The following is a 16,819-nucleotide window of genomic DNA, read 5'->3' as shown; positions in this document are numbered from 1 at the left end:
GCTACCCAAATGAAGAACAATCTAATTTTGACGCACTGACTATTCAGATTTACTGAATATTACGCGCGTCACTCCTGAGCCGCGGCGACCTTCGCGCGCACGTCGTCCATGTCGAGACCCTCGACGGCGCCGATCAATTCCTCGAGCTGAGCCGCGGGCAGCGCGCCCGGCTGGTTGAACACCAGGATCCCGTCGCGGAACGCCATCAGTGTCGGGATGGAACGGATGCCGAGACTGCCGGCGAGCTGCTGCTCGGCCTCGGTGTCGATCTTGCCGAACGTGATGTTCGAATGTGTTTCGGAAGCCTTCTCGAAAACCGGCGCGAACTGGCGGCACGGACCGCACCAGCCGGCCCAGAAGTCGAGCAGGACGATGCCGTCCGAGGCGATGGTGTCCTCGAAGGTTTCCAGGGTGATGTCTTGTGATGCCATGCCCCCGACAACGGTGTGGGGGGTCCAGACATTCCGGGCAGCCCGGACGGGGACTCGATGCACGTTGCGCGAGCAGTCGGCCGGAGTGGGCCGCCGGCATGGGTGAGTACCGTTGCCGCATGGAGGTCCGGCGTCTACGGCTGCTGCGTGAGTTCGCCGATCGGGAGTCGATCGGTGCGGTGGCCGATGCGATGCACATGACCCCGTCAGCGGTGTCACAGCAGTTGAAGGTCCTGGCCGAGGAGGCGGGGGTCGCGCTGTTCGAACCCGACGGCAGGCGAATCCGTCTGACGGAGGCCGGACGCGCACTCGTGTTGCGCGCCGACGACGTGATCGCGGCGGTGGATCGGGCCCAGGAGGAGATGTCGTCGTACCGGTCCGGCAAGGCGCGCGTCCGGCTGGCGATGTTCCCGTCGGGTGCGACGCTTCTGCTGCCGTCGGTCCTGGAGCGCGCCGGGGCGTCGGGCATCGACGTGCACGCAGTGCATCTGGACGTCGGATATCACGATGCCGCACCAGCTCTCGCGGATCACGACATCGTGGTCACCCACCGTGACGAACGAACGCCCGCGATCGACGTACCCCGGGTCCGGGTCACCGAGCTGATGCGCGAACCCGTCGACGTGATCGTCGCCGCCGACAACGAATTGGCCCTGCGGGACCAGGTCGCGGTCACCGAACTCGCCGACCACGACTGGATCAGTGTCGAAGGCGGCTTCCCGGTCGACGATGTGCTGCTGTCGATCTCGGCGGCGACCGGTGTGGCGCCGCGGGTGACCCAGCGGATGCTGGACTTCACGACGATCGAGGCCCTGGTGGCCCATGGGCACGGCATCGCTCTGATGCCGCGGTTCGCCGTCCGCCACCCGGGGGTGAAACGGCTGGTGCTCAAGGGTGTTCGTGCCGCACGGGTCTACGAGGCGCTCGCCCGGCCGCGTTCGCGAGCGGCCGTGCAGCAGGTCGTCGACCACCTGCGCGGCGTCGGCGCCGACCAGGGCTGACCGCCGCCGGGCGCGGGTGGCGCCAGGCCGTATGACGCACACAGCCCGGGGCGTGGCCCCGGGCTGTCGACGATGTCGAGGACTCAGACGCCGAGGCTCTTGCCGACGATGTCCTTCATGATCTCGGTGGTGCCACCGAAGATCGTCTGGATACGCGCGTCGGTGTAGGCGCGGGCGACGCGGTACTCGTTCATGTAGCCGTAGCCGCCGTGCAGCTGCAGGCAGCTGTCGATGACGCGCTTGGCCAGTTCGGTACACCACCACTTGTTCTTCGAGGCGTCGACGGCGTTCAGCTCGCCGTCGAGAACGCCCTGCAGGCAGCGGTCGATGTAGACCTCGGCGATGTCGAGCTCGGTGGCCATCTCGGCGAGGGTGAAGCGATTCGCCTGGAAGGTGCCGATCGGACGGCCGAAGGCCTTGCGGTCCTTGGTGTACTGCAGCGTCTCGTCGAAGATGGCGCGTGCCCCGGCGATGGCGCCGATGCCGATCGACAGGCGCTCGGAGGGCAGGTTCTGCATGAGGTGGTAGAAGCCCATGCCCTCCTGGCCGAGCAGGTTCTCGACCGGCACGCGCACGTCGTTGAAGTGCAGTTCGGCGGTGTCCTGCGCCTTGAGGCCCATCTTGTCGAGCTTGCGCCCGCGCTCGAAGCCCTCCATGCCGCGTTCGACGACGAGGAGCGAGAACGCCTTGTGGCCTGCTTCGGGGTCCGGGTTGGTCCGGCACACCACGACCACGAGATCGGAGTTGATGCCCGAGGAGATGAACGTCTTGTTGCCGTTGAGGACGTAGTGATCACCCTCCAGCTTCGCCGAGGTCTTGATGCCCGCGAGGTCGGAGCCGGCGCCCGGCTCGGTCATCGCGACGGCGAGAATCGTCTCACCGGTGGCGATCCCGGGCATCCAGCGCTTCTTCTGCTCGTCGTTGGCGAGGTGCACGAAGTACGGTGCGACGACGTCGTTCTGCAGGCTGAGGCCGGGTGCCGCCCCGTCGAACTTCGCGAATTCCTCGACCACCACGGCGTTGAACCGGAAGTCGTCCATGGCGCCGCCGCCGCCGTACTCCTCCGGGATGTTGAACCCGAGAAGGCCTGCGTCACCGGCCTTCTTGAACGCGATGCGATCGACCTGACCGGCTCGCGTCCACTCCTCGGTGTACGGGGCGCATTCGCGCTGCAGGAACTGGCGCGCGGTTTCCCGCAGGGCCTCGTGCTCGTCTTCGAAGATGGTGCGTTTCATGGCTTCTCCCTTTCGTGAGTGAGTCTGTCTCAGATGTCGGTCGGTGATCGGTCGGCGTCGCTGTGTCCTCGAGCACCGACGACGCGCAGGGAGATCAGGGCGTACGACGCCGCGACCTCGGCCGGTGTCCGGGGACCAGACGGGCGGTACCAGGTGGTCACCGCCTGGCACGCACCGAAGAGATAGCGCAGGACCTCTTTCGGGTCCTCGTCGAAGTGGAACTCGCCCGATTCGACACCGCGCGCGATGACGTCGGCGAGCAGGTCCTCGGTTTCGGTGCGCATCGCGACGTAGGTCTCACGTCGCGGATCGTCGGAGTCGAGATGGCGGAACTCGTGGGCAACGCTGGCGAGTTCGAGATCGCTCGTCATGTGCAGGACGATCGACTCGATGGCATTGGACAATTGCTCGCTCGGCGTCCGGCCGGACTGGATGGCCGCACCGACCCAGGCCAGCACCGAGGTCATCGCGGCCTCGAGCAGTTCGACGAGGATGCCGAGTTTGTTGTCGTGGTGGTAGTAGAGCGTCGGCAGGGAAACGCCTGCCCGCGAGGCGATGTCGCGGATCGAGGTGCCGTGATAACCGCGCTCGTAGAAGGCGTGCTTGGCCGCGACGAGGGTGGCCGGAAGCGGCACGGGCTCGCGCTCCCGCCAGTCCAGGCCCTCGGTCTCGATCGTCAGCTTCCGGGTGGGAGCCGTCCGCGCCGCCTCAGACACGTTCGATGATGGTGGCGTTGGCCATGCCGGCGCCCTCGCACATGGTCTGGAGGCCGTAGCGGCCGCCGGTCGCCTCGAGATGGTTGACCATCGTCGACAGCAGGCGGGTACCGGACGAACCGAGCGCGTGACCCAGCGAGATGGCGCCACCGCGTGGGTTCAGTTTGGCGGGGTCGGCACCGAATTCGTGTGCCCAGGCCAGCGGCACCGGTGCGAACGCCTCGTTGACCTCGTAGGTGTCGATGTCGTCGATGGACAACCCGGATCGCTTGAGCACCTTGTGGGTCGCCGGGATCGGTGCGGTGAGCATGAAGATCGGGTCGTCGCCGGCGACCGAGAACGAATGGAAACGCGCACGCGGGGTGAGCCCCAGCTTGGCGGCCATGGTGTCGCTCATGATGAGCGCACCCGATGCGCCATCGGTCAGCGGTGAGGAGTTGCCCGGCGTGATGAGCCAGTTGATGTCCGGGAAGCGTGCGGCGGTCTCTTCGGTGTAGAAGGACGGGCGCAGACCGGACAGTCCTTCGGCGGTGGTTGTCGCCCGGACGGTTTCGTCGATGCGGTGGGTGACGGTCTCGCCGTTGGCGTCGGTGACGTCGATCGGCAGGACCTCGCGGTCGAAGAAGCCCTCCGCGGCCGCGGCTGCGGCGCGTTGATGCGACTGCGCGGCGAAGGCGTCGAGGGTGTCGCGATCGAACTTCCACTTGGCCGAGATCAATTCGGCCGAGATGCCCTGGTTGACCAGACCCTCGGGGTAGCGCGCGGCGATGCTCGGGCCGTGAGGGCTCTGTCCGGCGGTGGTGAATCCCATCGGGACGCGGCTCATGGATTCCACGCCCGCGGCGATGACCACGTCGTAGGCGCCGGCGATGATGCCCTGCGCGGCGAAGTGGGCGGCCTGCTGGCTCGATCCGCACTGCCGGTCGACTGTGGTGGCGGGGACAGACTCGGGGAAGCCTGCCGAGAGGAGTGCGGTCCGCGAGATGTTCAGGGCCTGCTCGCCGGCCTGGCCGACGCAGCCGCCGATCACGTCGTCGACGATGGCCGGATCGATGTCGTTGCGCTCGACCAGCGAACGCAACACGTGCGCCAGCAACTCGACGGGCTTGGTCTCCGAGAGCGCCCCACCGGGCTTGCCCTTTCCGGACGCGAGACGGACGACGTCGACGATGACGGCTTCGGGCATGGGGTTCCTCTCGGTGGCGCGACGCAGCACAGTGCATGGCACGCGTCACTTTATCTAACGATCGTTATACCCGGTCTAGCACGCCATCAGCAGCGGAATCAAGATCGGGGACCGGTGGACACGACGAAGCCCTCACCCGGTGGTCGGGTGAGGGCGATTGCCGCAAGAGCGTCAGATGGTCCCTTTATCGTCCTGACCTGCGGGGACGGCGGTGAATGTGCGCACATCGAGAGGTCCGGCGAGCAGACCGCCGATCGTCTTGCCGAGTTCGGTGAGGGCGGGTGCGGCGCCGTGGGTGGCCAGGGCCTCCATGGATTCCCAGCGCTCGATCATCACCAGATCGGTCGAGTCCCCGGTGGCCTCGTGTAGTGCGTACTTCCCGCAACCGGGCTCATCGTGCACCTGGGGGATGGCCTTGAGGACGGCGTCGCGCACGGCCTGTTCCTCCCCGGCCTTGGGGGAGATGGTGGCGACAACGATCACTTCGGACATTCGTGGTTCTCCATTCGCGGTGGGGCTTGGCGTGTATCTCGACAACTCGTCGGTGATGTCCCTCGGACATCGGACACCCCGCTGACGTTAGGTCAGCGAGTCGACTCCATGTGGCGGTTTCGACACCCCGCGCAGAAGCGCTGCCCCCGAACAGCTTCGCGCGCAGACCGGTGCGACCGGCCGGGGCCGGCGGACGCGGTGTCAGCGCCAGCCGAGCGCCGGCGCGACGTGCGTGAGGATCGATTCGAGCACATGCGCGTTGTAGTCCACGCCCAGTTGATTCGGCACCGTCAGCAGCAGGGTGTCGGCCGCGGCGATCGCCTCGTCCTCACGTAGTTGCTCGATCAACTTGTCCGGCTCATCGGCGTAGCTGCGGCCGAACCGGGCCACGCTGTTGTCGATCACACCGACCTGGTCCGACTCGGCGCCGCCGCGGCCGAAGTAGGCGCGGTCGCGGTCGTCGACGATGGCGAAGATGCTGCGGCTCACGGACACTCGCGGCTCGCGCGGGTGCCCGGCGTCGGCCCAGGCCTTGCGGAAGCGCTGGATCTGTTCGGCCTGCAACTGGTGGAAGGGCACGCCGGTGTCCTCGGTCAGCAGCGTCGAACTCATCAGGTTCATACCCTGCTGCGCGGTCCACTCGGCCGTTGCCCGGCTCCCGGCACCCCACCAGATGCGATCCCGGAGACCGGGCGACTGCGGCTCGATGGGCAGCAGGCCGGGCGGATTGGGGAACATCGGACGCGGGTTCGGGGTCGCGAAACCCCCGCCCTCGATGACCCGCAGGAAGACCTCGGTGTGTTGACGCGCCATGTCGGCGTCGGTCTCGCCGTCGGGCGGGACGTATCCGAAGTACTTGTACCCGTCGATGACCTGCTCAGGCGATCCACGGCTGATGCCGAGCTGGAGTCGGCCCTCGGAGATGAGATCGGCGGCGCCGGCGTCCTCGGCCATGTACAGCGGATTCTCGTACCGCATGTCGATGACCCCGGTGCCGATCTCGATCCGGCTGGTCTTCGCGCCGATTGCGGCCAGCAGCGGGAACGGCGAGGCGAGCTGTCGGGCGAAGTGGTGGACCCGGAAGTACGCGCCGTCGGCGCCGAGCTCCTCGGCGGCCACTGCCAGGTCGATCGACTGGAGCAAGGTGTCGGCGCCGGACCGCACCTGGGACCCGTGGGCGTCCGACCAGTGGCCGAACGAGAGGAAACCGATGTTCTTCATGACCCTCTAAATGAAACTCCGGTCCGTTTTGTTCCCGCGACCCCGCCACCCCGCCACCCCGCGGCCGTTCGGCGGATCGGACCAGATCAGCCGAACGGCGGCGGTTCGAGGGAAGTGGGGGTCAGGGCGCCCAGGTGCCCGGGGCGGTTTCGTCGTCGGCGGCCGGCACCGAGACGACCCGGTAGGCGCGGTTCACCGCCGACACGACTGCACGCAGGCTCGCGGTGGTGATGGACGAGGCGATCCCGACACCCCACACCGTCTCGCCGTTGACCTCGGTCTCCACGTACGCCGCGGCGCTCGCGTCGCCGCCCGCGGTCAGTGCGTGCTCGCTGTAATCGAGCACCCGGACCTCGTAACCGACGGTGCCCAGCGCGTCGACGAACGCCGCCAAGGGTCCGTTGCCCGAGCCGGAGATCTCGCGCTCGTTGCCCTCGACCTTCACCACCGCGGTGATGTGGTCGTCGCCGCCGTCGACCTCCGCGGCGTCGACCTTCTGGCGGATGCGCTCCAGCGGCCAGATCGGATGCAGGTAGTTCTCCGCGAAGACGTCCCACATCTCCTTCGGATTGACCTCGCCACCCTCACCGTCGGTGATCTTCTGGATCTCGCGGCTGAACTCGATCTGCAGACGACGCGGCAGGTTCATGCCGTGGTCGGCCTTCATGATGTAGGCGACGCCACCCTTGCCGGACTGGCTGTTCACCCGGATGACCGCTTCGTAATTGCGGCCCACGTCCTTGGGGTCGATCGGCAGATACGGGACGGCCCAGGTGATGTCGTCGACGTCGGAATCGGCGTCGTCGGCGTCGACCTTCATCTGGTCGAGACCCTTGTTGATGGCGTCCTGATGGCTGCCCGAGAAGGCGGTGTAGACCAGGTCTCCGCCGTAGGGATGGCGCTCGGGGACGTTCAGCTGGTTGCAGTACTCGACCGTCCGGCGGATCTCGTCGATGTCGGAGAAGCTGATCTGGGGGTCGACACCGCGGCTGAACATGTTCATGCCGAGGGTGACCAGGCAGACGTTGCCGGTGCGCTCGCCGTTGCCGAACAGGCATCCCTCGATGCGGTCGGCGCCCGCCTGGTAGCCGAGTTCGGCTGCGGCGACGGCGGTTCCGCGGTCGTTGTGCGGATGCAGGCTCAGGATGACCGAGTCACGCCGGGCGAGGTTGCGGTGCATCCACTCGATCGAGTCGGCGTAGACGTTGGGAGTCGCCATCTCGACGGTCGCCGGCAGGTTGAGGATCATCGGCCGCTCGGGTGTGGGGGCGATGATCTCGGTGACCGCGTCGCACACCTCCTTGGCGAAGCTCAGCTCGGTACCGGTGTACGACTCGGGGGAGTACTCGTAGCGCCAGTTGGTGTCGGGGTAGTTCTGCTGCACCTCGAGCACCTTGTGTGCGGCGTCGGTGGCGATCTTGGTGATCGCCGCCTTGTCCGCGCGGAACACGACGCGCCGCTGCAGGACCGACGTCGAGTTGTAGAAGTGCACGATGACGTTGGCGGCACCGCGGCAGGCGTCGAAGGTGCGTTCGATCAGCTCGTCGCGACACTGGGTCAGGACCTGGATCGTCACGTCGTCGGGGATGGCGCCGTCCTCGATGATCTCGCGGACGAAGTCGTAGTCGGTCTGACTCGCGGACGGGAAGCCGACCTCGATCTCCTTGTAACCCATCCGGACCAGAAGATCGAACATGCGGCGCTTGCGTGCCGGGCTCATCGGGTCGATCAGTGCTTGGTTGCCGTCGCGCAGGTCGACCGCGCACCACATCGGGGCGGTGGTGATGACCTTGTCGGGCCAGGTGCGGTCGGGAACCGACACATTCTCGACCTCATCGGCGAACTGGCGGTATCGGTGAACCGGCATCGCCGAACTGCGTTGCGGATTCCATACGGGCTGTCCGGCGGGAATCGGGCCCGCGGGCTCGACGATTCGGCTGGCGCCGGAAGTGAAGCTGTCTGCTGGTGCCATGGTGGTCATTCTCCGTGTCTGGAAGGAAAGTGACCGGCGCGTGATTGGGCCCCGCGACGGAGGGCCGGTCGGTTCAGACCCCGCCGCGGCAACCGAGGAGGAGTGCGCGCTGCATGCGCCTGACTGTACTCCCCGGCGACGAAGTGACCAAAGCTGCAGGTGAGGCCCCAGATCGGCTCCCCCCTCTTCGGGGGGTGCCGCCCCAGCTGCCCGCATTCCAGACTATGACATGCCTCTCAGTCGGCAGCGTGAGTGACGTAATTCATCCATGCGGCCGACGGGGCGCCCGGGTGAGTTGTCGTCCGGGATAGCGCGCCGCCCACGCGGCCGTCTGCAGAAAGGGACGAACGCCAGTGACGACCATCCCCGCCGAGCCCCCGGTGACCGACCCGCCGGAGGGCAAGCGCACAAGCCTTCGACGAGTGGCCGCCGCGAGCTCCATCGGTACGACCATCGAGTTCTACGACTTCTTCATCTACGGCACCGCCGCCGCGCTGGTGTTCCCGACGGTGTTCTTCCCGTCCGCCGACGAGGTCACCGGGACGATCGCCTCCTTCGCGACCTTCGCCGTGGCCTTCTTCGCCCGCCCGGTCGGCGCCATGCTCTTCGGTCACTTCGGCGACCGGATCGGCCGCAAGCGCACCCTGGTGTGGACCCTGCTGATCATGGGACTGGCGACGGTCGCGATCGGACTTCTGCCCGGTTACGAGACCGGTGTGTTCGGCTTCGCCGAATCCGGCATCGGTATCGCGGCCCCCATCCTCCTCGTGTTCCTGCGGTTCCTGCAGGGCTTCGCCGTCGGCGGGGAATGGGCGGGCGCAACGCTTCTCACCGCCGAATACGCCCCGCCGGGCAAGCGTGGGCTGTACGCGATGTTCCCTCAGCTCGGCCCGGCCTTCGCGTTCTTCCTCTCGAGCCTGACCTTCCTCATCGCGAGCCTGACCCTCGGCGAGACCAGTTCGGCCTTCCTCGATTACGGCTGGCGGATCCCCTTCATCCTCTCGTTCGCGCTGGTGGCTGTCGGGTTGTGGGTTAGGCTCGCGGTCGCCGAGACCCCGGTATTTCGGGAGGCGCAGCAGCGCAAGGCGACCGGCGCCGCCACGACCGACGGCCCCGCCCTGCCGTTCCTGGACGCGTTCCGGCACCAGTGGCGCGAGATCCTGATCGCCGGCGGTGCGCTGGCGAGCCTGTTCTCGCTGTTCTACATGGGTACCGCGTTCCTCACGAACTACGGCACCAAGTCGCTGGAGCTGTCGCGGACGTTCGTGCTGACCGCCGGGATGGGTGCGGCCGTGGTGTTCGGTCTGTCGACCGCGGCTTCGGCGGTGTGGTCGGACCGCGTGGGGCGTCGCCGGGTCATCCTCACCTCGTGTGCCATCGCGATTCCGTGGACGCTGGTGCTGTTCCCGATCCTCGAGATCGGCGGCGGCCTGGCATTCGTCGTCGGGCTCCTCGGCACGCTGCTCATCTTCGGCATCGCCTACGGGCCTGCCGGTGCGCTCCTGCCCGAACTGTTCGAGGCGCGGTACCGCTACACCGGTGCGGGAATGGGCTACAACCTGGCCGGCATCCTCGGTGGGGCGATCCCGCCGCTGATCGCCGCCCCGTTGATCGCCGGTCCCGGTGCCATCTGGGTGGGTGTCCTGCTCGCCGGTCTGTCGGCGCTCAGCGTGGTCTGCACGATCATGATCGTCGAGACGAAGGACAAGACCATGCGTGCGTCGGCAACCGACGAGGACCAGGTCTTGGTCGCGTAAACGTCTTGGTTGCGTAAACGACTGTCACCCAACGCATACGCACTCCGCCCCCGAGCCGAACGGCTCGGGGGCGGAGTGTTGTGGGACGAGGGTCGGCGGACTCAGGGGGTGTAGCGCAACCAGTCGACGGTCATCGTCGCCGGACTCGGGGTCGTCGACGACGGTGGGCCGGGCCAGATCCCGCCGACGGCCACGTTGAGCAATGCGTACATCGGCTTGTCGAAGACCCATCGTTCATCGCCGGTGAGGGAGGAACGATTGATTGTGTGGACCGCGTTTCCGTCGATGGTGAAGCGGATCTGCGACGACGTCTTGGTCACGGCATAGACGTGGAAGTCGCCGGGGTCGATGCCGGTGAGGTCGTGGCCCCGCTCCCAGCGGCCGGCGAGGGGGCCCGGCAGGGGGAGTCCGGGCAGCAGGTCGGTGAGTGAGATGTCGAGCGACCCGGTTGCGGTCCCCAGGGCCGTCGGACCGTGTACGCCCACATGCACCCAGTCGGAAGTGTTGATCGTCTCCGCGATGTCGACCTCACCGGCCGCCGGGTATCCGACCGAGTCGATGTCGCTGCCCAGCAACCAGAATGCCGGGTGCAGCCCGCGACCCTGCGGTAGGGAGATACGCGCGGAGATCGTTCCGTAGGTGAACTCGAAGCTGTCCTTGGTGGTCAGCCGGGCCGATGTCCAGCCGCCGGTCGCGGCGCGGCGTGCCTCGATGAGCAGGTTGCCGTTGCCGTCCAGTCGTGAGTTCAGGCGGTCGGCGGTGTAGTTCTGCACCTCGTTGTTGCCCCAGCCGCCGGCGCCGGTCTCGTGCTGCAGCGCCGACGGCAAGGTGCCGGCCGCGCCGTTGAACTCGAGGCTGAAGGGCTCATCGGCGTGGGCGGTCGCCGGCACGGACAGTGCCGCAGCGGCCGACAGTGCCGTGACGGCGGCGACGGGAGCGAGGAGCGCCCCCAATCGGCGGAGCATTCCTCGTCGAGGAGGTGTGACAGTCATGCAGAAGAAGTACCACAAGTCACTCCTGTCCCATATGCCTCGTTCGTCACATCCGCCGGTCAGGTGTCCGCGGAGTCCGGGAACGCGGCATGACCCCAATGGTCGGCGAAGGCGACCTCTTCGAGGGGGAGTCGGGTGCGTGGCTTCTCGTCGCGGGCGCGGATGTCCTCGGGGAGCGACGCCGCGTCGGCGGCGAGCACTCCGATGCCGAGCAACACCAGCGGCCGTCGGCCGGCCGGAATCCCGAAAGCGTCTCGGGCGGCGTCGGCGTCGAACCCGGCCATCGGATGAGCGTTGAAACCGAGTGCCTCGGCCTGCAGGATCATCTGGGCGACGGCAAGTCCGCAGTCGACCGCCCCGTAGGTATGGGCCTTCGCGTCGTCGGGGTCATCGGTGGTGCAGACCAGGACCAGCGCCGCCGACCGCGGCGCCCACCCCGAGTTGCCGCGGGTCAGGACGCCGCTCAGGGCGGCGAAGGTGGGGTCGTCACGCAGGCCGACGATGAACCGCACCGGTTGCACTCGGCCCCAGGTGGGTGCCCAGCGACCGGCGTCGACGATGGTGGTGACGTCGTCGACCGAGATGGTCGCGGCGGGATCGTAGACGCGGGCGCTCCAGCGCCCCGAGATCAGTTCGTGCATCCGCCCGAGGGTAGTGGCGCGCGGCCGTCCCGGTCCGCGGTCAGGGCTCGGTACGTCCCACGCCGACCGCGGCGGGCAGCTGCACGTCGGCGACCTCGGCCTGCGGATCGGTCGGCTCGTCGCGCATCACGACGAGCAGGATCGTCCCCAGGACGAGCAGGGCGAGACCGCTCGCGAGCGATGCGGCATGCATGCCGTCGACGAACGACTGCTTCGCCGCCGTGGCCAGACCCTCGCCGGCCGGACCCATGTCGGACGAGCGGTGCAGCGTCTCGCCGAGGGTGTCGCCGAACGCCCAGCCGCGATCGCCGTCCCGGAACACGAGGGTGGCCAGCGATCCGAGAAGCGCCAGACCCATCGCGGTGCCGAGCTCGAAACTCGTCTCCGAGATACCGGATGCGGCGCCCGATCGTTCCGGGGGCACCGAGCCGACGACCACGACGGAGACCAGGCTGAACTGGATGCCGTAACCGATGCCCGCGATCGTCGTGCACAGGATGTACACCCAGACCGGAGACGAGGTGCCGAGGGTCAGCATGCCGAGGTTGCCCGCCGCCGCGAGGCCGACGGAACCGACGAAGGCCAACCGGGTGCCCAGGAAGGCGGCGACCTTGGTCGCCCCGATGGAGAACACCGCCACCGCGACGGCCATCGGGAGGCCGGCGATGGCCGCGGCCAGGACGTCGTGGCCCATGACCGACTGGAGATAGACGCCGGTCAGGTAGGACATGCCGCCGAGGGCCATCATGCCGATCAGCGCGACGGCGACCGCGCCGCTGAACTGTGCGTTGCCGAACAGTTTGAGGTCGAGGAGCGGGGACGCGATTCGCCGCTGGTGCAGCAGGAACGCGATCAGCAGAGCCGCACCCACCACGCCCGCGACGACCACGGCCGTCGTGGCGCCGTCGCTCGCCACCGTCTTGACCGCGTAGACCAGCGGGAGGATGCCTGCCATTGAGAGCACGACGCCGAGGACATCGAAGGGATCGGTGGTCGCAGCCCGGTACTCCGGGATCAGGCGCGGGCCGAAGACGAAGAGCAGGACGAGCACCGGAACGTTGATCAGGAAGACCACGCCCCACCAGAAGTGGTGCAGCAGAACGCCGCCGATGACCGGGCCCACCGCGCTGCCGCCGGCGAACGCCGCGGTCCACACGCCGATCGCCCGACCGCGCTCGCGGGCGTCGGGGAACATGTTGGCGATGAGCGACAGGCTCGACGGCAGCAGGGTCGCGCCGCCGATGCCCATCAGGGCGCGCGCCGCGATCAGGATGCCGGCCGTGGGAGCGAAGGCCGCGATGACCGAGGCGACGCCGAAGAGGCCGGCGCCGGCGAGCAGGATGCGACGACGCCCGACGCGGTCGCCGACGTTGCCCATCGTGATGAGCAGTCCGGCGATGAGGAACCCGTAGATGTCGAGAATCCACAGCTGCTGGGCCGCGGACGGCGCGAGCGCGTCGGTGATCGACGGAATGGCGAGGTACAGCACCGAGACGTCCATCGAGACCAGGAACACCGGCAGGGTGAGCACGGCCAGCCCCAGCCACGTTCGTCGGTCGGCGGCACCCGGGGTCGGGTGGAGCCGGTTCGACGGGTCGAGCTGGGCGGACATCGCTTCCTCCTTCGCGGCAGACGACAGCTACCTACGCGTACGGTGTACGCGGGTCAGCGTACGGGGATGAGTACGCTGTACGCAATCGCTTTATTCCCGCTCTGAGCAGGAGGAACCCGGAAGTGACGTCCGACACCTCGAAGCTGTCGCCCGCGACGATCGTGAACGCCGCGATCGCCGTCGCCGATGACGACGGCATCGGATCGCTGTCGATGCGGCGGGTTGCCGAGAAACTCGGGGTCGGTGCGATGTCGCTCTATCGCCACGTCGCGGACAAGGACGCGCTGCTGCAGGCGATGTCGACCGAGGTGGGGCGTCGGTTCCCGTACCCGGTGGACACCGCGCCCGGGTGGCGCGCCCGGGTCGAGGTGGCCGTCGACGTCGACTGGGAGCTCTACACGCGGCACCCATGGGTCGTCCTCGCCTACTCGTCGCCCCGGCACAGCTATGGCGAGGATTCGCTGGCATGCCTCGATTGGCTCGCGGCGGGGTTCCTGGAACTCGGCGTCGGCATCGAACGCGCGACCGACATGGCGCTGTCCGTCTGGAGTTTCGTCCACGGTGTGGCGCTGGTTGCGGTGAGCGACCAACTGCTGCACGACGACTCGCTGCTGCCGTCCGCCGGACTCGCCGAGGTGATCTCGGGAGAGTCCGAGGTCGAGGTCCCCTCGCACCTCGCCCGTCTGGCCGGCCGCCGCGACGCGGGCCGACTCCTCGATCCGCGTGCCCGGCTCGACGCCGGGATCGACTATCTCTGTTTAGGATTCGCGGCGTCTGCGGTGTGAGTCCGTGGCCTCGGTACGAGAGGACCCAGAACCTCAGCGAGGGTGGGTCACATGGCGTGGGGGAACACGGTGAGCATGTGCGCGCCGAACCACGAGCTGCCCACCACGATCGGCACGACGATCAGGCCGGCGACGACCGGTCGCATCCGGGCGAGCGCCATCGCCAGCGGGATCAGCAGGACGAACGCGGGCAGGAGCAGCCGCGGCCTGCTCATCATCAGCCCGCTCGACAGCACGATCTGCGCGACCAGCAGCGAGCCGTAGAGCAGGACCGGCCACGGCATCCGTGACCACACCGCGACGCCGAGCATCGCCAGCGTGCTCAAGACGATCCACGCGGTGGCAACCGGTGCGATCTCGGCCGAGTGCACGAGCATCTCGTTGACGAACCGGAAAGCGGCCTCACCCCAGTCGAACTGGGTGTCCCACCCCTCGGTCTGGATTCGGAACCATCCGGTCGGTGATCCGGTGTGCGCCCACACCACGCAGAGGTATGCGAGATAGCCGAGGGGGCTGATCAGGATGGCGACGATCGCGCGGACCCGTGCCCCTCGGGAGACGGTGGTTCGGCGTGCCTGCCACAGGAACACGACGGCCGCGAGCATCACGACCCCGATCAGGACCGCCGCCGTCGGCCGGCACAACCCGCAGATCGCGGCCACGACGCCGGCGAGGAGCCAGCGCTTCTCGAGGACTCCGACCAGCGCCCACACCGCGAGCGCGCAGAACAGCGCCTCGGTGTAGGCCATGTTCAGCACGATCGACATCGGCGTCGCCGCGAACAGCGCCACCAGGAAGAGTCCGGTGCCCCGCTCGGGGGCCGGGCCGACCGGTGACCGGCGGGCCATGAGTCGCGCGCACACCATGCCCAGGCGTGCCGCGCCGACCGCGGCCACACAACCCAGGAGCAGGTTCACCGTGAGGGCGGCACCGAACGGGCTCAGCCCGGGCAATTTCGCGATCAACCCGACGAGGTACGGATATCCCGGGAAGAAGGCGTAGGCCGTGTCGACGGTGTGCAGCCCCCGTGCGTCTGTGAGGGCGTAGGGCACGCCGTCGTAACCGTGGGTCGCGATCGCGATCATCCACTGCCCGTCCCACACCGCCAGGGAGTCGCCGAGCGTGGTCCCGCGGAGATCGGCGAATCGGGTCAGGACCAGGATGCCGATCGCCCGGATGACGAGAAAGACGAGCAGCGCGTCGAGCCACCAGCGATGTCTGCGGAGGCCGGCGGGCGACGAGCCGACCGGACCGAAGAACGCCGAGGTCAGCGTCCGCAGTCGACGACTCGCGTCGGACCGGCTCCCGGTCCGGCCGTCGGCGCCGCTTCCGGTATCGCCGACGTCGGTAGGGGAGGCCACCCGAGCGATCCTAGGGCGGATCGGATCGTCCGGGTGCCGATGGGTGGCGCGGAGACCAGGTCAGGCCGTCGGGCGTGGTCCCGGTAAGGTTGTCCCGGCAAGTTGACGTCTATGGTCCGGCCGACGCGGCCGGCAGGAGGTAACTCGACGTGGCCCTCGTGGTGCAGAAGTACGGCGGATCCTCGGTCGCAACGGCCGAACGCATCCGTCGCGTCGCCGAGCGGATCGTCGAGACCAAGAAGCAGGGCAACGACGTCGTCGTGGTCGTGTCCGCGATGGGCGACACCACCGATGAGCTGCTCGACCTCGCCCAGCAGGTCAATCCGGCGCCGCCGGCGCGCGAGATGGACATGCTGTTGACCTCGGGTGAGCGGATCTCGAACTCGCTCGTGGCCATGGCGATCAGCTCGATGGGTGCGCAGGCGCAGTCGTTCACCGGCTCGCAGGCCGGCGTGATCACGACGAGCAGCCACGGCAAGGCCAAGATCATCGACGTGACCCCCGGCCGGGTCCGCAGCGCCCTCGACGAGGGCAAGATCGTGCTGGTCGCCGGATTCCAAGGCGTCTCGCAGGACACGAAGGACGTCACCACGCTGGGACGTGGTGGTTCCGACACCACCGCGGTCGCGCTCGCCGCGGCGCTCGAAGCGGATGTCTGCGAGATCTACACCGACGTCGACGGCGTCTACTCCGCGGACCCGCGCATCGTGCCCGACGCCCGCCGGCTGGACACCGTCAGTTTCGAGGAGATGCTCGAACTGGCCGCCTGCGGTGCCAAGGTGCTGATGCTGCGCTGCGTCGAGTACGCCCGTCGCTACAACGTTCCCGTTCACGTGCGCTCGTCGTACTCGACCAAACCCGGCACCGTGGTGACCGGATCGATGGAGGACATTCCCGTGGAAGAAGCCATTCTCACCGGCGTCGCGCATGATCGCAGCGAGGCCAAGATCACCGTCGTCGGGCTCGACGACAAGCCCGGTTACGCCGCGCGGGTCTTCCGTGCCGTCGCCGACGCGGAGATCAACATCGACATGGTGCTCCAGAACGTCTCGAAGATCGACACCGGCAAGACCGACATCACGTTCACCCTGCCGCGCGAGCTCGGACCGCTCGGTGTCGAGAAGCTCACCAAGCTGCAGCAGGAGATCGGCTTCACCGATCTGCTCTACGACGATCACATCGGCAAGGTCTCGCTGGTGGGTGCGGGCATGAAGTCGCATCCCGGCGTCACCGCCACGTTCTGTGAGGCGCTCAGTGAGGCCGGCGTCAACATCGAGTTGATCTCCACGTCGGAGATCCGTATCTCGGTGCTGTGCCGCGACACCGAACTCGACGACGCGGTGCGCGCCCTGCACGCCGCATTCGACCTCGGCGGCGAAGAAGAAGCCGTCGTCTACGCCGGAACGGGGCGATAGCC

At 67.9% G+C, this 16,819-nt stretch carries 15 protein-coding genes; 4 read left to right on the top strand and 11 right to left on the bottom strand.

Translation table 11 applies throughout. The annotated features are described in order from the left end of the window. Positions 1–68: 68 nt before the first annotated feature. Complete coding sequence (trxA, locus tag MHN80_RS12465; protein WP_101821033.1) at positions 69–431, bottom strand: thioredoxin; 363 nt, start codon at positions 429–431, stop codon at positions 69–71. A gap of 119 nt (positions 432–550) precedes the next feature. On the opposite strand from trxA, the gene MHN80_RS12460 reads away from it, so the two are divergent. After that, the gene (locus tag MHN80_RS12460) at positions 551–1,432 is read left to right on the top strand and encodes a LysR family transcriptional regulator (RefSeq protein WP_064569700.1); all 882 of its coding nucleotides are present in this window, start codon (positions 551–553) and stop codon (positions 1,430–1,432) included. An 83-nt stretch (positions 1,433–1,515) separates the two neighbouring features. Here the strand turns inward: MHN80_RS12460 and MHN80_RS12455 are convergent, their stop codons facing one another. From MHN80_RS12455 to leuA, 6 genes are all read right to left on the bottom strand, one after another. Next, positions 1,516–2,667 (bottom strand): acyl-CoA dehydrogenase family protein, encoded by a 1,152-nt coding sequence (locus MHN80_RS12455; RefSeq protein ID WP_064569701.1) that lies wholly within the window; start codon positions 2,665–2,667, stop codon positions 1,516–1,518. A 29-nt stretch (positions 2,668–2,696) separates the two neighbouring features. After that, positions 2,697–3,383: a TetR/AcrR family transcriptional regulator gene (locus tag MHN80_RS12450; protein ID WP_239401986.1), complete on the bottom strand. Its 687-nt coding sequence runs from the start codon at positions 3,381–3,383 to the stop codon at positions 2,697–2,699. Further along, positions 3,376–4,569, bottom strand: coding sequence for an acetyl-CoA C-acyltransferase (locus MHN80_RS12445; RefSeq protein ID WP_239401985.1), 1,194 nt, complete (start codon positions 4,567–4,569; stop codon positions 3,376–3,378). The genes MHN80_RS12450 and MHN80_RS12445 overlap by 8 nt, the downstream gene beginning before the upstream one ends. A gap of 171 nt (positions 4,570–4,740) precedes the next feature. Then, positions 4,741–5,061 (bottom strand): putative quinol monooxygenase, encoded by a 321-nt coding sequence (locus MHN80_RS12440; RefSeq protein WP_004021603.1) that lies wholly within the window; start codon positions 5,059–5,061, stop codon positions 4,741–4,743. A gap of 201 nt (positions 5,062–5,262) precedes the next feature. Next, positions 5,263–6,282 (bottom strand): LLM class flavin-dependent oxidoreductase, encoded by a 1,020-nt coding sequence (locus MHN80_RS12435; RefSeq protein ID WP_239401984.1) that lies wholly within the window; start codon positions 6,280–6,282, stop codon positions 5,263–5,265. Between the two features lie 121 nt (positions 6,283–6,403). Beyond that, the gene (gene leuA / locus MHN80_RS12430) at positions 6,404–8,254 is read right to left on the bottom strand and encodes a 2-isopropylmalate synthase (protein WP_004021616.1); all 1,851 of its coding nucleotides are present in this window, start codon (positions 8,252–8,254) and stop codon (positions 6,404–6,406) included. Between the two features lie 353 nt (positions 8,255–8,607). Between leuA and MHN80_RS12425 the strand changes: the two genes are divergently transcribed. Further along, complete coding sequence (locus tag MHN80_RS12425; protein WP_239401983.1) at positions 8,608–10,011, top strand: MFS transporter; 1,404 nt, start codon at positions 8,608–8,610, stop codon at positions 10,009–10,011. A 101-nt stretch (positions 10,012–10,112) separates the two neighbouring features. Here the strand turns inward: MHN80_RS12425 and MHN80_RS12420 are convergent, their stop codons facing one another. From MHN80_RS12420 to MHN80_RS12410, 3 genes are all read right to left on the bottom strand, one after another. Next, on the bottom strand, positions 10,113–10,976 hold the full coding sequence (locus tag MHN80_RS12420) for a glycoside hydrolase family 16 protein (RefSeq protein ID WP_239401982.1): 864 nt from the start codon (positions 10,974–10,976) through the stop codon (positions 10,113–10,115). 86 nt (positions 10,977–11,062) lie between these two features. Further along, positions 11,063–11,644, bottom strand: a complete 582-nt coding sequence (locus tag MHN80_RS12415) for a nitroreductase family protein (RefSeq protein WP_239401981.1) — start codon at positions 11,642–11,644, stop codon at positions 11,063–11,065. 40 nt (positions 11,645–11,684) lie between these two features. Continuing rightward, on the bottom strand, positions 11,685–13,256 hold the full coding sequence (locus tag MHN80_RS12410; RefSeq protein WP_239401980.1) for an MFS transporter: 1,572 nt from the start codon (positions 13,254–13,256) through the stop codon (positions 11,685–11,687). A gap of 122 nt (positions 13,257–13,378) precedes the next feature. On the opposite strand from MHN80_RS12410, the gene MHN80_RS12405 reads away from it, so the two are divergent. Next, complete coding sequence (locus MHN80_RS12405) at positions 13,379–14,041, top strand: TetR/AcrR family transcriptional regulator (RefSeq protein ID WP_239401979.1); 663 nt, start codon at positions 13,379–13,381, stop codon at positions 14,039–14,041. Positions 14,042–14,088: 47 nt separating this feature from the next. On the opposite strand, the gene MHN80_RS12400 is transcribed toward MHN80_RS12405, so the two are convergent. Next, positions 14,089–15,402 (bottom strand): hypothetical protein, encoded by a 1,314-nt coding sequence (locus MHN80_RS12400; RefSeq protein WP_239401978.1) that lies wholly within the window; start codon positions 15,400–15,402, stop codon positions 14,089–14,091. 149 nt (positions 15,403–15,551) lie between these two features. On the opposite strand from MHN80_RS12400, the gene MHN80_RS12395 reads away from it, so the two are divergent. Further along, positions 15,552–16,817, top strand: coding sequence for an aspartate kinase (locus MHN80_RS12395; protein WP_064569710.1), 1,266 nt, complete (start codon positions 15,552–15,554; stop codon positions 16,815–16,817). The last annotated feature ends 2 nt before the right edge of the window (positions 16,818–16,819 follow it).

The organism is Gordonia sp. McavH-238-E (genome assembly GCF_022348225.1).
GTDB classification, from domain to species: domain Bacteria; phylum Actinomycetota; class Actinomycetes; order Mycobacteriales; family Mycobacteriaceae; genus Gordonia; species Gordonia terrae.
Note: the sequence above shows the minus strand (reverse complement) of the source record. Positions and strands in the feature narration are given on the sequence as shown.